The sequence below is a fragment of the Chryseobacterium sp. YIM B08800 genome, from assembly GCF_026163565.1.
Taxonomy (GTDB): domain Bacteria; phylum Bacteroidota; class Bacteroidia; order Flavobacteriales; family Weeksellaceae; genus Chryseobacterium.
The window spans coordinates 1-15,508 of record NZ_JAPDKN010000079.1; the positions used below are offsets into that span (position 1 = coordinate 1).

Consider the following 15,508-nt stretch of genomic DNA (forward strand, 5'->3'; position numbering starts at 1 on the left):
GCCATAAAATTATTACTCAATAAAATTTAAACAGGCTCTAAGAAAAAATAATTTTAAAAGAGAAGAGTTGTCATCAGACAGCTCTTTTTTGTTTTTAATACCAACCTCGTCTTGCGGCATTAATAATTGTATTCAGATTCAGAACCAAAGTGTAACGTATTCTTTTTCCGTAATCTTTAAAACTGGGCTCAAAACCTAGAGAAGACTGTACCGGAAGATAAATTTCAAGAAAATCTGGTATTAAACGAACTTTTACACCGCTGTCCCAAATAAACTGTGTCGGATTATTTTTGTTTTTATATAAACCTGCATCTGCATAAACGTGGAAAATTTTCCAAACGCTGGAATCTACATTGAAAGAAGTAATCCACTGATTCACCGTTCCCGGTAGAAAAGATTTAAAACCACCATCAGCTAAAATAAACTGCTGCGATAAGATTCCGCTCGATGCACTTTGCCCTAAAAGATTGTATGAAAAAGAATAATCTGAAACCCTTGAAATTCCGTAATTAAAAGTGTTGTTTCGGGTTTCATTTCTCACAAAATATCCGGCGAAAAGTCTTAAACTAAGCTTTTGTCTTGGTGCAAATTCCCATCTGTAAAAACCTTCTGCCGTAATTTTATTGTAATCTTCCATTCCCTGAGTACTCAAGCTGAAGCTTTTCTCGTGAATCATCTGATTATCGGTGTAGCCATAACCGACCGTCCAAAGATTATATTTATCATAATCACGATTGGCAATCATTTTTGCACTCAGATCACGTTCAAAATAAGTATAAGAAATTCCTAAACCACGGCTTACCGTACTTCTCGGATTTTTTCTGAAACTGATATTCGAATACAGTGAATTTTTCTGATACGCTAAATCATAATCATAATGAAAATATGATCCTGAAACTCCAAAGGTCAATCTCTGAATCACACTTTCAGCGGGCAAAAAAGAGTAGGAAACTGCGCCGGAACCTGTCATTTTGCCCGTTCCTGTACTGAATGACGGCGTTAATGAATACAAAAATTTCTGATCAAAAAGTGATTGGTTTTTAAAGTTAAGACCAATCAAAAATTTGTCGTAAGTATTGGTGAAACGTATTCTTGGGTTCAGATATATTTCATTAAACTCAGGATTCGGAATGTCTTTGATGAGTTTAAATTTAATCTTTTTGGCATTCGAAAATAATCCTTTGGTGTAAAGAAAATTATCGCGGTAATTCGCTTCCGGAAATATGTAATCGTTATTTAAAGTGATTTTGTAGATATCTTCAGACGGAAGACTCACTGTTTTTAGTCTTTCGTTTTCTTCAGTTTCAATCCAGTAAGAAGTTTTTTCTCCGCTCTTGGTTTGAGTTTCAAGCTTTACAGGAATTGCCTCGTCTGTATTTTTTACGATTTTAATATCAAGAGAATCGTTATTTACTCTAAAATTTTTAAGCCTGAAATTAACTCTGTTTTTCTGTTTCAAAAATCCTTTTAAATAAGACGTTGAAGTTTCTTCTTTTGCCAATTGATCTAAAAAATCTTCAGGATAAGCCTGTTTGTCTGTATTTTCAGCGATGTAATTTTTCAGTAGAAGATTAAATTTTTCTTCACCCATTTTATCGGCAGAATAACTGAAAAGGCTTCCCGTTTCAAAGCTGCTGATCGCCATGTCATTAAAATTACTCAAAACCGCAAAAGGTTCATCAATTTTCTGATCGAGATTCTGAGACATGATGTATTGATAAGCCAAACCGTATCGGTCAAGCAATTTCACTCTTGAAGCATGAAATAATTTCAAAGGTTTAACTCCTAAAATACTATTTTCAGGAAGGTTCCCGAGAAGTTTGGTTTCTCCGTAGAATTTTTTCAGATACTGAATTTCAAGATATGATTTTAAACCATTTTTAAACCAGTGATTTTCCTGTTTATCGGTAATAATACTTTCGTCAAGAATTTTTTTTGAGATAATTCCGAAATAATCTAAGTCGGTATTTTCTGCATCCGAAAATAATTTAAACCTGAATTTCCAAAATTTAATATCATTATTCCCGAAAAAGTCTTCTTTTGCCCTGAATTTTTCCGAAATAAAAAGTTGTTCCGGAATGAAACCAATTTTATCTTTGATGAATTTCAGTTGCAAAGGAAGGTAAAATTCGAGGTTCTGAATTTCCTGTTTGGTGATATTGTATCCAAATTTTATTTCAGTTTTAATATCTTCTGTATTGATTTTTATTGTAGGATAAGCATTTTTAGAAATAATAAATTCAGGATCTGAATCTAAATATCCTTTAAATAAGTTAGGCTGAATCTGCTGAAGATTACTTTGAATAAAAGAATTTGAAGGTGCATCAAAATCAACCGACCAATAGGTGTTGAAATTAACAGATTCTTCGATGTCGTGATAGTCTCTTTTAGAAATATTATCAACATCAAAATGATCAGGAACAATAAAGAAATATTTTAAAGCAATGTCTTGTTCAGAAGTTCCGTAACCTGTGAATTTTTTATCAGGAAGCTGCATTTTATACTGTAACTGCAACTTGATACTTTTTCCGGGTTCTAAATTTTCATTCAAAGAAAGAAATAAATTCTCGTCAGAAATAGTCTTTACCGGAACAGGTTGGTTTCCCGAATTTTTTATATTTAATTCTAAAACTTTTCCAAGTTCTTCCTGTTTTGCAAAGTGAAGACTGTTGTTTCTGTCTTCCAGTTTTCTGTAAACCAGAGAAGTACCTCTTTTGTTGTAGGCAGAAATCCAGTTGAGAAGTTTTATTTTGGTTAAATCTTTATCGGAATGGTTATGATATACAATTTCCTGATTAACCACAAGCGTTTTCCTGTCCTGCGATAATTTTGCATGAATGGAAATGCTATCTTTTTGTGCAGAAACCTGTACAACTCCCCAAATCAAAAAAAGACCAATGCTAAACTTTTTCAATGTCCTGATAAAGCATCAAATATAGCTTATTTTAGGTATAATTCTTTATGATTTTAAGTTAAGATTTATTAAAAAAATAAATATTTTGGGAATTCTTTAAAATAAAATTTGCTCCCAAATGAATGAGAGCAAATCGTAAATTATTTATTTTATAATGAAGCGAGATAAGCGTTCCAGCCTTCATTTTTATAAGTAACAGAAGCTTCTGCAGGATCTTCAGATTTGTAAATTCCTCTTCCTACAATAATGAAGTCGGTGTGAAGCGTTTTGAAAACATGTTTCGGAGTATTATACTGTTGACCTTTTCCGTCACCTGAATCTGCTAAATTTACACCTGGAGTAAATAGTAAAATCTCTTCAGGAAGTGCATTCTGAGACACTCCACCAATTACATTAGGATGAGATAATGCTACTTTTAAAGCTTCTTCTCTGTAGCTATTTGTCGTTAAAGTTCCTTTTGAAGACATTCCGATAATCGCCACAACGCCTACATTTTTGAAACAGTCTAAAGATTCGAAACCGCCAATTACCTGAGACGTTACGAAATCTGCCCAATCTGTAATTTTGAAAACTCCACTTGTGAACTGTAATTCCTGAGTGTTTCCGATGTCGGCAAATTTTCTGTCTTCCATTAATAAGAAATTATGCTTTGCAGCCAGTTCTTTCAAAGGAACGATTGTATTTTGATAATCGAAATCTGAAATAATATCGATATGCGTTTTTAAAGCAATAATATTTGGTCCAACTTTTTCAGCCAGTTCCAATAATTCCTGAGTAGTCGTTACATCAGCTGAAGCAATTAAGTTAGATTCTTTTGCTAAAGCAGTTTCTAACAGCTTTTTTGAAACAGAATGCTGTGCATTTTCAAATTTTTCCTGATAAGAAAGTCTTTTCTTTTCTTCAAACTGAATATGATTTCCTTTTAAAAAGTCCTGAATTCTTTTTACTTCTTCATCGCTCAATTCACCTTCTTCCTGTAAAATTGTACAAACTTCAGAGATGTTAAATAAAGTGTGAACTCTGAAACCTTTGCTTTCCAAAAGCTGTTTTCCGCCTTGTTCTCTGTCTAAAACAACCACAATGTCGGCAACTTTCAAATCTTCCTGCTCAACTTCAGCGATGGTTTCTATCAAAGATTTTCCGGAAGTGATGACATCTTCTACCAAAAGACAGTTTTGCCCCTTCTGGTAAATTCCTTCAATTAATTTTTTAGTACCGTAGTTTTTTGCTTCTTTTCTTTTTATAATTAATGGAATATAGCTTTCCAAAGACATTGCTGTAGCCATTGGAAGTGCAGCATAAGGAACTCCGCAAATCAAATCAAAATTATCCAAAGGAAGCATTTCCAGTAAATAATTGGCTAAGTTTTTTAAAATTTTAGGATCTGATGCTAAAGGTCTTAAATCTACATAAAACGGACTTTCGATACCGCTTTTTAATGTAAATCTTCCAAATTTGATGATGCCCAGTTTGTAACATTCCAAAAAGAATTCTTTCTTACTTTCCATTAATTTTTTATTAGATTGTGCAAATTTAAGGATTTGATGTTAAAGTCAATTGTCAATCATGAATTTTGCGTCATAAGTGAAGAATTAAACTTAAAAAAATAGAGAATGAATTGAATTTACATTTCATTCTTCATAAAAAAACATCCCCGAAAGGATGTTATTAATTATTTAAACGATTTCTGCGTCAATTACTTTTGCGCCATTTGTACTGTATTTCTGTTCAGCTTCCCAAAGAAGAAATTTATCGACTTCCCTTATTAATTTTGGAATAGCTAAAGATAAGACAGCCAAATCATCCAGAACTCCCGCAACGACAATGAAGTCGGGAATGATATCAATAGGAGAGATTACGTAAAGAAGACCTACTAATGGTAAAATAAGATCCATCGATTTTACTGGGTATGTACCTTTTCTCCACATATTCACCATTCTGAAGATGTCCGGAATTTTTTTTAGGAAGCCTTTGTGGGCAATAGCTTCTTTTGCTAAGTTGAGTTTTGAATATTTCATGTTTGTGCTTGTTTTTAAAATAATTTTCAACTCTGTAAATTTCGCAAAAGTTATACCAACTCAATCTAAATTTTAGTTAAAGTTTACTTAACAATGTTATCAATAAACTGGTGGATAGATTCTGCATCCCAATCAGTTGCGGCATCTTCCTTGATTAAAATTCTTCCGTTTTTGTCTAAAAGAAAGGTAGTAGGAAAGGCTTTCGGAAGTATCTTTTCAGAGATCGGACTTTGCGCAATATAGACAGGAACGGTGTAATTATTTTCTTTCAAAAACTTTCTTACGGTTGCTTCCTCATCTTTCATTGCAATTAAAACAAAATCTACATTTTCTTTTCTTCGGTCGTACAATTTTTGTATGGATGGCCATTCTTTTCTACATGGTGGACACCATGTTCCCCAAAAATTCAGAAAAACAGGCTTGTTTTTGAAGTTTTTCAGATTGGTACTTGGAACATTGATTCCTTGTAAATCTACATCATAATCTTCTTCACTAATGTGTACTGCATTTTCTATCGTAGCAATCGGGAAAAATTGATCTTTAAGATAATTTCGTATTCCGGGAACGAAAAAAATAACACCTAAAACTACGAGAACAACAACGTAAATAGCCAGTTTTTTCATAGTATTTATTTTATAGTAATTCTAAAATTTCCTGAATGGCATCTTTCCCTCTGTTTCTGGAATAATAAACCTGCAGATCATTGTAAAAACTCTCTCTTGGATATGATTCCGGATCGGCTTTAAATTTTAATAATAATTCGTGCCCAAATTTCGGACGTGGTCCCCAAGAATTTTTTACATTGAAGTTTTCGTCTAAAATAATCACTTTCGGAATAGATTCTGTACCATTCGTCAAAAATTGATTGATTAAACTTTTATCGCTGTCTCTCAGGAAGATTTTTACTTCATTATGTCCTTCAAAAAACTTTGCCAAAGCAGGAACTGTAGCACTTGCATCACCACACCAAGCTTCAGAAATAATTAAAATTTTTCCGTTGAAATTTTTAGATTTCAGCTCGTTGATTTGCTCTTCATCGATAACGAATTTTTTCAAAGTTCTGTCCATCCTCTGAATTCCAAGCTCGTAATACATTTTATATTCAGCATCTTGTGGAGTTGGAGGGTTTTCGAGTCTTTGATGTGCAATTTGAAGATATTCTTCAAAAGATATGGCTTTATCCCAGTAATTTTTCATGATTACTAAAAATTAAATTTAAAATTGATTAAGGTTTCGTGTTTTGTTGATTAGAAATAGATCAGCTAAAACAAATGCGGCTAAACTTTCTACCACAGGAACGGCTCTTGGAACAACGCAAGGATCGTGTCTGCCTTTTCCTTCAACAGTCACAGCATTTCCGTCTTTGTCAACACTTTCCTGAGGTCTTAAAATAGTGGCAACAGGTTTGAAAGCTACCCGGAAATAAATATCCATTCCGTTAGAAATTCCGCCCTGAATTCCGCCTGAAAGATTTGATTTTGTAGAAAAATCGGTGTTAAACTGATCATTATGTTCGCTTCCTGTCATTTTTGCACCACAAAATCCGCTTCCATATTCAAAACCTTTGCAGGCATTAACGTTAAGCATTGCTTTTGCCAATTCAGCCTGAAGTTTAGAAAAAACAGGTTCGCCAATTCCTACAGGTACATTTTTGATCACGCAAGTAATGGTTCCGCCAATTGTATTGCCTTCTTTTTTGATCTCTTTAATTTTTGAAATCATTTTTTCTGCCGTTTCAGCATCAGGACAACGTACTTCATTGCTTTCAATTTTAGAAAAATCTAAATCCTGATAAGGTTTTACACAGAAAATTTCGCCCACGGAAGAAACGTAAGCGTTAATTTCAATATCTTTTAAAAGTTGTTTTGCTAAAGCTCCGGCAACCACCCAATTGATGGTTTCTCTTGCAGAAGATTTTCCGCCGCCGCGATAATCTCTGATGCCAAATTTTTGATCGTACGTAAAATCTGCATGACTCGGGCGATAAGAATTCGCAATATGGTCATAGTCTTTTGATTTCTGATTTTCGTTTTCAATCATAAAACCAATAGGAGTTCCGGTAGTTTTTCCTTCGAAAATGCCGGAAAGAAATTGTACAGTATCGCTTTCTTTTCGTTGGGTAACGATTGCTGACTGACCTGGTTTTCTACGATCCAACTCATATTGAATTTTTTCAAAATCGACTTCCAGACCTGCCGGAAAATTATTGATGATTCCGCCGTAAGCAGCGCCGTGACTCTCGCCAAACGTGGTTAGGCTGAGAAGATTACCTAAAGTATTGAACATAGTACAAAATTACCGTTTTTTATTCAGATAATAAAGTCTTTAGTAATCGGTTTGTAGATAGCTCTTTTTGATGATTTCTATTGTTTTATCAAGCTCTTTTTTTTCTTCAGTATTCAATTTTTTCCATATAAATCCTTTTTTTAAATTGTTTTTATCAATAGGTTGCGGAAATATTCCTAATTTCTGATAATCTAAAACGTAGCTTTCTGAAATTGCAGGAATAGGAGTGTCAAAACTAAAAGTATATTTTTTTGAAACATTATATTTAAGATCTCTTATTTTAAAAGAATTATATTGATTGTATTCGTAATTAGAAGGTTTTAAAAGTTGATTTTTTTCAAACGGAGTCAAATTTCTGCTTAATTTAAAACTCGGAATAAGCTGCTGAACGAGTTTGGGGGATGAAAAAAGACCCATAAAAATGAGAGCTAAACCCGAAGAAATGAAGAGCGCATTTTTCTTATTTAAACTGTTGAAAAAAACTACAAAAAATAGAACGAAAAATACATCAATAAAGAATCGGTACTGCGCGGAAAAAGATAAAATTAAAAGACTTTTTACCAATATAGAAATACAAATTAAACTGGTGATTTTATTTTTTTTAATAATAGAAAAGATGATAAACCCGATTAAACTTACTACAAACGAAATGTTAATTGCCGATTTAATTCCATTCAAGAAAAGCCAGTTTTTAATGTAATCAAACCATGCGAATTTTAAAATTTCCGCATAAGAATATTGCTCGTCAAAAGTTTTTACAATCGCAAATTCAGATGATGCTTTTAGTAGTTCAGGATTGGGTTTCCATGAAATTCCTAAGTCGAAAAAAGTTAAGGGGAAAATGGGATAACCAAATATCCAGATGTTTTTTATGATGAATAAAAGAAAAATAAATGAACCTAAAATAAGTTTTTTATACCGAAATCCGGAAACGAAAATAGAGTAGAACAGAATAAAAATCGGTAGCCAAATAACGGTTGGCTTTATCGTAAATGTAAAAACAGAAAATGCAAATAAGAAAGCAAGGTTTTTGTTGCCGGATAAAATTTCATTCAGAATAATTAAAGAAAATACAATTGCTGGCAAATCCGGACTTGGAGATTGCGAAAAAATAAGGAAAACCGGAATGAAAATCAGTTGAATCCAACTTTTATTTTCGATAATATAAATTCCGTAAATAATAAGCAAAACGGCATTAAGCCTTAAAAATGGGTCTGCGAAATTGCTGAATCCTGCCTGAAAAATATGCCAAACAGACATTTGTCCCAAAATAAGATCAAGATTGGAAATTCCTTTAACCAAACCGTATTCTGTAAGCCATTTAATGGAAGGAACATAATACCCGAAATGATCTAAAATAAAAGGATAAAAAGAAGCGGAAAATAAAATTACAGCTACTAAAATCCCTAAAATGACTGAGTCTTTTTTTGAAAAGTGAAAATACTCCAGATAGAGTTTGTCTTTAAAAAAGTAAAAGAGTCCGATGAAAATTGTAGGAATTTCAACATATAAATTAAGCGGAACGAAAAATGATACTACCGTAAATAGTAAGCCGACGGAGAAAACTCCTGTTAAAATTTTCCCTGAAATTCCGTTTAAGCTTTTTCCAAAAATATTTTCCATCAGTTTTCCCCAACCCATTAAGGTTGTTATGAGAAAAATTGAAGAACATATAATCAGGAACATAAAAAAAGATTGCTTAAAAATAAGCAATCTTTCATGTTTTTGAAAATATTTAATTATTTAGGCTGTACCCGACCACTTTTTCTATCTTGTGCTCTACCTAAAGTGTAACCTGTCGCACCACCGATGATACCACCAACAACGGCACCACCACCACGGTTTTTCTTATTAACAATAGCTCCCAACGCAGCACCACTCACTGCACCAATTGCTGTACCTTTTGCAGCTTCGCTAATCCCTTTTTTCTGAGCGGTTGTTCCTTGTGAAGAACTGCTTCCTGCAGAAGAACTTCCGCTGCTTGAAGACGGAGCATCTCTGTATATTGTTTTAGTTTCTTTAATTACCTGAGGTTTTGCTGCAGCTGCTGTTTTAGCTTTTTCAACTTCAGCTATACTGTCGGTTCTTTTTTGTGCTTCATAAGCAAATCTTTCTCTTTCAATAGCCAGCTTTTGCTTTTCTATATCAAGCTGTCTCGCTTGGAATTCAAGTTTCTGCTGTTCTAATGTTTTTTCAGCCACTTTATTGTCGTCCTTCTTACAGGCGGTCAATGTAAATATTGAGATTACACCTGCTAAAACTATATTTTTCATAACTCAAATTTTTCTATTTTATTAAAACTTTTAAAGTCTTTGTAATGATAATTTCAATTATGAAGCCAAGGTTTAGTTAAAGAAGTGTTAAAATTTTACAAGAACTTTCTTTTCACGAAAATTAAAGGGAGAGTAATATCATTTTTTATATTGTTCTTTTTAACTTAAATCTCCGATTGTAGAGAATTTATTTTTTGTTATCGTCTGTTTTACATATATTTATAGTACTAAAAACTAACCAAATGGAAACTTCAGATTATTTTTCACTACTCGAAAGTTTTATATTATTAGGGTTTGCTTTACTGTTTATTTTTTTTATTTCTTCTTTTTTGAAACACCGTAGCAGTAAATCGGGATTTTGGTATTACAGTCAAGGCTTCCCTCATTATAAAAAGTACTTTTCAAAAAGACAAGCTTATTAATTTGAATATCAATGAGTTGTTTTTGTTTGCTGAATAGGTGAAATTTTAAGAAATAAAAAATCCCTAAACTAATTATAGATTAGGGATCGATTGGAGGTGCCTAGCGGATTCGAACCGCTGTAGATGGTGTTGCAGACCACTGCCTAGCCGCTCGGCCAAAGCACCATTTTTAGGTGGTGCAAATATAGGAAAATTATAATGTTCTCCAAATTTTTTATGCAATTTCTTTTATTCCAATGTTGTCAATTTCGTTCTTGGTCTGTCTTTCAGCCTGATAGTTTTTAATGTTGATTACTCTGGTATCGCTCCAGCTATCATGCCATCCGTTTTCTCCAAAAAAAGATAATGCATCAAAAGGAACCAATCGTATAATGTTTCTCATAAAATAATCACTCAAAGTAGGTTCATTGCCATCTGTCATGATTACTTTTGTTCCGGTAATATATTTTCCAAGACTTCTGCCTTTAGTAAAATATTCAATTAAAAAAATATAAAAGAAAAAGATAATACTAGTAATGATAATGTCTGCGACTCTTCCTAATCCTGCAAGCTTATAAAAGAATTTAGTAAAAAAATATATTCCAAAAATCCCATCTAATATCCCGCCCAGGAAACCTAAAATTAAAAAAATACAATTAAATGCAACTCTGTCAATGAGAATATTAAAAAACCTCATCCATTTTGTTGCTCTGTGTCTGTCAATAATCTGTAAATATTTTCTCATAATTTATGTTTGTTTAAAATCCTTTTAAGGTAAATCTTAAATTGGCATTCGTATCAATTACAGCCGTGATTCCGGAGTCGTTTAAAAGAATTTGATGAGGTTTTAGATTAAAAACCTTACCACTCATTTTCAAACCTTTGTAATATTCTTTGTTAAAAGCTTCTTCAATACTTTTCTTGGATGATGTTTCAAGTTCGCTTGTGGGAATTCCGTATTCATCTTCAATCATCTTTACAATTTTGCCTTTAAAAAGAGACGTTGCTAATTTCTGAAGAATGTTGGATGTTTTAAGCTTGAATTTTGTGTCTGAAAGCACTATTTTTTTCTTAGCTTCATCATAAACAGGAATCCCAGAAATAAAAGACGTTCCATTCACATAACCTTCTGTATCGGCTTCTATCATAATACGGTTGGCTTCTCCATACACTTTGATATCCGTAATTTTAACTTTAGAATTTCTGATGTCAAATTCTTTATTTAAAAATGTTTTTTTTGCAATTCCGGTTGCTTCAGAAAAAGGAATATTTGCAGTGGTCTGCAATACAAACTGATCAGCCAAAAGCGGAATAAAATTAAAATTCATCACCGCTTTTACAGGTTGAGACGATTCTGGTTTTGTTCCGGTATAAGTTTCTGAGAAAATATCAATGCCGATATTGGTGTCAATTTGATTTCCGTAAAATTTAAGCGGAGTAATATTAACATTGATTGGAGTAATTTTCAACCACGTATTATATTCTTCTGAAATATTAAAAGGCTGAGAAAAAGCGTTCCACGCTAAAACTGCATATTGCTGAAAATTGAGTTGTTCAGCCATTTGCTGATCGATGGTTTTAGAAAATTTGTATTGCTGTTCTTTCAGGCTTTTTTCAACCAAAGAAGTAATAGGAATCTTAATTTTTCCATAGTCTAAAACAGGTTTTTTTACCCATTTAAAACCCATGGGTTGTGTAAAAGTACTTACCGTCCAGTTATTTTTAAAACTTAAAGCGGTTTTAAAATACATTACTGTTTCAAAAGTTGTTTCCTGGTAAGTGTAAACTCCCAAAGTTCCAATGCCTTTTTCTGCCCATATTTTTAACGGAACTTCAATTGCAATGTTTTGATTGGCATCTCCAACCAGTCGAATTGGTCGGGTTTTCCAGACTTTCACTTTAAACTGATCATTATCGTTATCGGTATAAGAGTCATCCTGAAAGATCATATCTTTTACCGAAGCATTAATCATATTGCTGATCTCTGATAACGGAATAGTTACCGGCATTGTAATGCTCGATTTTATTTTCGGAAAATTGTAAATAGCATCACCTGAAGTATTGTTTTGCCCAAAAATACCGATAGAAAACAATAAAAATAATATTTTGAATACCTTCACTGTGTTTTTATTTTAAAATTGAAAATTACTCATTTTCTGTAATTCCACCTAATAAAAAACTTTTTTCAAGCTCAATACTTGCTCCTTTCATTTCGCCTTTCATTGGCGGACTTGTTTTGGTAATTCTTAATTTGATATAAGAGATTTGACTGAATCTTTCGTTGATTTTAGTGATGATTCTTCCCGCAACATGCTCTAATAATTTAGATTTAATTTTCATTTCGTCATGGATGATTTCATTAATATCTGCATAACTAATCGTATCATTCAAATCATCAGAAGCTGCAGCATCCCATAGATCTGTATGAATTTCAGCATTTAAAATATAATAGGTTCCGATAATATTTTCTTCAGGAAGAACGCCGTGGTAAGCGTAAATTTTTACATCTTCTAAAAAGATCTTACTCATAATTTTTTATATATAAACAAAAGTATTATATTTAATAACTAAACAAATCAAATAAATATGAAAAATCTAAAAAAATTAAACAGAGGGAATTTAAAAGCGATTAATGGTGGCGGAGTTTGCAATGAAAACTGTCCTCCCGGACCTTATGGGCCAGGTTTTCCAAGCTCGTGTAAAGCTTTCCATGCTTTACCAGAATGCTGTAAATCTAGAGTTTTGGTACATGTAGATTGTTTTCCTCAATAAAAAATGAAAGCACTGTGAAAAACAGTGCTTTTTTTATTATTTAATACTTTTCGAAAGATCGAGCATTGCTTCAATCGGTTTCAAAGCTTTCAGTCGAAGTTCTTCTTCAATTAGAATTTCAGGAAGCTCATATTTCATACACAAATACAATTTTTCCATTGTATTTCGTTTCATATAAAAACATTCCGAACAGTTACAGCTTTCATCAAAAACCAAAGCAGGGATCAATTCTTTGTGTGGTGCACGTTTTCTCATTTCGTGAAGAATTCCTTCTTCGGTTGCGATGATGAACTTCTGACAATCGTCTTTTTCAACAAAATTCAAAAGAGCAGAAGTAGAACCGATGAAGTGAGCCAATTTTAAAACAGCTTCTTCACTTTCAGGGTGCGCGATCATTTTTGCATCCGGGTTTTCGGCTAATTGTTGAGCAATTCTTTCCATAGAAAATGCTTCGTGTACAATGCAGCTTCCATCCCAAAGGATCATATCACGACCAGTTTTTTTAGATAAATATCGTCCTAAATTTTTATCCGGAGCGAAAATAATCGGTCGGTCAGTCGGTAAAGCTTCAATCACGGTTTCAGCATTTGAGCTGGTTACAATGATATCACTTTCTGCTTTCGTTTCAGCGTTACAGTTGATGTAAGTTGCAATTAGAGCATTTGGATGTTGCTCACGCATTTTTCTCAAACCTTCACCTGAACAACCGTCTGCCAAAGAACATCCTGCCATCGTATCAGGAAGAACAACTTTTTTGGTTGGGTTCAGAATTTTTGCTGCTTCCGCCATAAAATGTACTCCGCAGAATACAATCATATCGGCATCCGTATCTTTTGCCTGTCTTGCCAATTGAAGAGAATCTCCCAAGAAATCAGCAATATCCTGAATTTCTCCTGGTTGATAATAATGCGCCAGAATAACGGCATTTTTTTCTTCTTTCAGTTGGAGAATTGCTTTTACCAAGTCTTCTCCTTGAGGAATATCAATATCTTTCAAATCTAAAAATCCTTTTACCGGAAGGGTAGATTTAGCTTTTTCTAATGTTTCGGTGCTCATTTCAGCCTCAATGTTTTTGTTCATTAGAAATTAGAAGTTAGAAATTAGAAGCTAGTAATGATGTCGTTTGGTTTTTATAATCTTCAAACTTCCATCACCCGGCTTCCATCATCCAGCTTTTAACTTCCGATAAAACTTTTTATTAAACTTTCTATTTCTTTTTTTGCAATATCTAAATCGCTGTTGATCACGATTTTGTCAAATTCTATCGCATAGGTAAGCTCTTCTTCTGCTTTTTCTACGCGGGTTTTTATGGTTTCGGCATCATCTGTTCCTCTAGAATTCAATCTTCGTTCCAACTCGGCAATCGAAGGTGGTTCTATAAAAATGGACAATGCTTTTTCACCAAAATATTTTTTTAATGAAATTCCGCCTTTTACGTCTACATCAAAAATAACAACTTTTCCCTGATTCCAGATCTTTTCAACCTCAGATTTTAAAGTTCCGTAATATTTATCGGTATAAACTTCCTCAAATTCTACAAAAGCATCTTCAGAAATTTTTTGTCTGAATTCTTCAGGCGAAATAAAATGGTAATCAACAGCATGAACTTCACTTCCTCTCGGCTGTCTTGTTGTACACGATATAGAAAATTCCAACTCAGGAATTGCTTCGAGAGAATGTTTTACTAATGTCGTTTTCCCGCTTCCTGATGGCGCTGAAAATATGATGACTTTATTCATTTTTAGTTTCGGGTTTCGAGTTTCGAGTTCTGAGTTTCGGGTCTTCAGATTCAGCCTTTTAACTTCGAATCTAAAACCCGTATCACGAACCTCTTAACTATAATACATTTAACGTTTGCTCTTTAATTTTTTCCAAATCATCTTTCATCATCACCACCAATTTCTGAATTTCAGCGTGATTGGCTTTTGAGCCTAAAGTATTGATTTCTCTTCCGATTTCCTGTGAAATAAAACCAAGTTTTTTTCCATTAAAATCTTCATTTTCCATCACCTCAGAGTAATATTTCAAATGCTGAGAAAGTCTTACTTTTTCTTCAGAAATATCTAGTTTTTCAGTGAAATAGGCCATTTCCTGATAGAAACGTGTCTCGTCAACATTTTCAAACTCTTTCAGTGTTTTCATGTAACGTTCTTTCACAGAATTAATTCTAACTTCTTCGTAAGGAATAACTTCTGAAAGATATTTGTCTATATTTTTGATATTTCTTTCCAGTTCTTCGTGAAGAATTTTTCCTTCTGTTTTTCTGAATTCTTGGAATTTATCAACCGCATTATTAACGATTTTCGCTAAAGCTTCCCATTCACCTTCAGTTAATTCGTCGGGTCTTGAAGTAATCGCATCCGGAAGTCTTACTGCCATTTTAAGATATTCAAAATCAGGTCCGTCTGAAGCGATATTTTTAAGCTCATTCATGTAAGAATCAATTAAACCTCTATTGATCTTCACATCATTGGTCTCTTCAAGATTCTCAATATTGATGTAGCAATCTACCTTTCCGCGGATGATTCTATCGTTGAGAATTTTTCTTACTTCAAATTCTTTTTCTTTGTAACGTAAAGGAATTTTGATATTTAAATCAAAGCTCTTGCTGTTCAGAGATTTAATATCTATCGAAATTTTTTTTCCTTCAAAAACACTTTCGGCTCTACCAAAGCCGGTCATTGATAAAATCATAGTTTTTTATTGTCGTACAAAGATAAACATTTAAGTCTATAGTGTGATAAGATGAAATTTTAACATCATACTTTGTAATTGTACAATTTTAAATTTATTTGAACCATTAAGAGCCTGTTTAAATTTTATTGAGTAATAATTTTATGGCAG

15 protein-coding genes and 1 tRNA gene are annotated in these 15,508 nt (G+C 33.0%); 1 reads left to right on the forward strand and 15 read right to left on the reverse strand.

The features are described from left to right. Window positions 1–94: 94 nt before the first annotated feature. The 12 genes from OEW74_RS18685 to folB all read right to left on the reverse strand — a co-directional run bounded on the left by OEW74_RS18685 (window position 95) and on the right by folB (window position 12,424). The gene (locus tag OEW74_RS18685; RefSeq protein ID WP_265429910.1) at window positions 95–2,914 is read right to left on the reverse strand and encodes an aminopeptidase; all 2,820 of its coding nucleotides are present in this window, start codon (window positions 2,912–2,914) and stop codon (window positions 95–97) included. A gap of 149 nt (window positions 2,915–3,063) precedes the next feature. After that, window positions 3,064–4,422, reverse strand: a complete 1,359-nt coding sequence (gene pyrF, locus OEW74_RS18690) for an orotidine-5'-phosphate decarboxylase (RefSeq protein WP_265429911.1) — start codon at window positions 4,420–4,422, stop codon at window positions 3,064–3,066. Between the two features lie 168 nt (window positions 4,423–4,590). Next, a complete protein-coding gene (locus tag OEW74_RS18695; protein WP_265429912.1) occupies window positions 4,591–4,932 on the reverse strand; it encodes a YkvA family protein in 342 nt (113 codons plus the stop codon). An 83-nt stretch (window positions 4,933–5,015) separates the two neighbouring features. Further along, entirely contained in the window at window positions 5,016–5,555 is a 540-nt protein-coding gene (locus OEW74_RS18700; RefSeq protein WP_265429913.1) for a TlpA family protein disulfide reductase, read from the reverse strand. A 10-nt stretch (window positions 5,556–5,565) separates the two neighbouring features. Beyond that, window positions 5,566–6,129: a thioredoxin family protein gene (locus OEW74_RS18705; RefSeq protein WP_265429914.1), complete on the reverse strand. Its 564-nt coding sequence runs from the start codon at window positions 6,127–6,129 to the stop codon at window positions 5,566–5,568. Window positions 6,130–6,147: 18 nt separating this feature from the next. Beyond that, window positions 6,148–7,218 (reverse strand): chorismate synthase, encoded by a 1,071-nt coding sequence (gene aroC / locus OEW74_RS18710; RefSeq protein WP_265429915.1) that lies wholly within the window; start codon window positions 7,216–7,218, stop codon window positions 6,148–6,150. Between the two features lie 39 nt (window positions 7,219–7,257). Next, window positions 7,258–8,904, reverse strand: a complete 1,647-nt coding sequence (locus OEW74_RS18715) for an LIC_10190 family membrane protein (RefSeq protein WP_416207917.1) — start codon at window positions 8,902–8,904, stop codon at window positions 7,258–7,260. A 53-nt stretch (window positions 8,905–8,957) separates the two neighbouring features. Continuing rightward, window positions 8,958–9,491 carry a glycine zipper family protein gene (locus OEW74_RS18720; protein WP_265429917.1) on the reverse strand — a complete coding sequence of 178 codons (534 nt, stop codon included), beginning with the start codon at window positions 9,489–9,491 and terminating at the stop codon, window positions 8,958–8,960. A gap of 513 nt (window positions 9,492–10,004) precedes the next feature. Beyond that, window positions 10,005–10,078, reverse strand: a tRNA-Cys gene (locus OEW74_RS18725). A gap of 49 nt (window positions 10,079–10,127) precedes the next feature. Beyond that, complete coding sequence (locus tag OEW74_RS18730) at window positions 10,128–10,637, reverse strand: RDD family protein (protein WP_265429918.1); 510 nt, start codon at window positions 10,635–10,637, stop codon at window positions 10,128–10,130. A gap of 13 nt (window positions 10,638–10,650) precedes the next feature. Beyond that, window positions 10,651–12,012: a DUF4403 family protein gene (locus OEW74_RS18735; RefSeq protein WP_265429919.1), complete on the reverse strand. Its 1,362-nt coding sequence runs from the start codon at window positions 12,010–12,012 to the stop codon at window positions 10,651–10,653. A 25-nt stretch (window positions 12,013–12,037) separates the two neighbouring features. Further along, window positions 12,038–12,424 (reverse strand): dihydroneopterin aldolase, encoded by a 387-nt coding sequence (folB, locus tag OEW74_RS18740; RefSeq protein ID WP_265429922.1) that lies wholly within the window; start codon window positions 12,422–12,424, stop codon window positions 12,038–12,040. A gap of 54 nt (window positions 12,425–12,478) precedes the next feature. Here folB and OEW74_RS18745 point away from each other — a divergent pair, with 54 nt between their 5' ends. Then, window positions 12,479–12,664, forward strand: coding sequence for a bacteriocin-like protein (locus OEW74_RS18745; RefSeq protein WP_265429920.1), 186 nt, complete (start codon window positions 12,479–12,481; stop codon window positions 12,662–12,664). A gap of 36 nt (window positions 12,665–12,700) precedes the next feature. On the opposite strand, the gene nadA is transcribed toward OEW74_RS18745, so the two are convergent. The 3 genes from nadA to OEW74_RS18760 form a co-directional block, all read right to left on the reverse strand. Then, entirely contained in the window at window positions 12,701–13,720 is a 1,020-nt protein-coding gene (gene nadA / locus OEW74_RS18750; RefSeq protein WP_265429923.1) for a quinolinate synthase NadA, read from the reverse strand. A 119-nt stretch (window positions 13,721–13,839) separates the two neighbouring features. Next, the gene (gene gmk / locus OEW74_RS18755; protein ID WP_265429921.1) at window positions 13,840–14,403 is read right to left on the reverse strand and encodes a guanylate kinase; all 564 of its coding nucleotides are present in this window, start codon (window positions 14,401–14,403) and stop codon (window positions 13,840–13,842) included. Window positions 14,404–14,500: 97 nt separating this feature from the next. Continuing rightward, entirely contained in the window at window positions 14,501–15,358 is an 858-nt protein-coding gene (locus tag OEW74_RS18760; RefSeq protein WP_074230114.1) for a YicC family protein, read from the reverse strand. Between the last annotated feature and the right edge of the window lie 150 nt (window positions 15,359–15,508).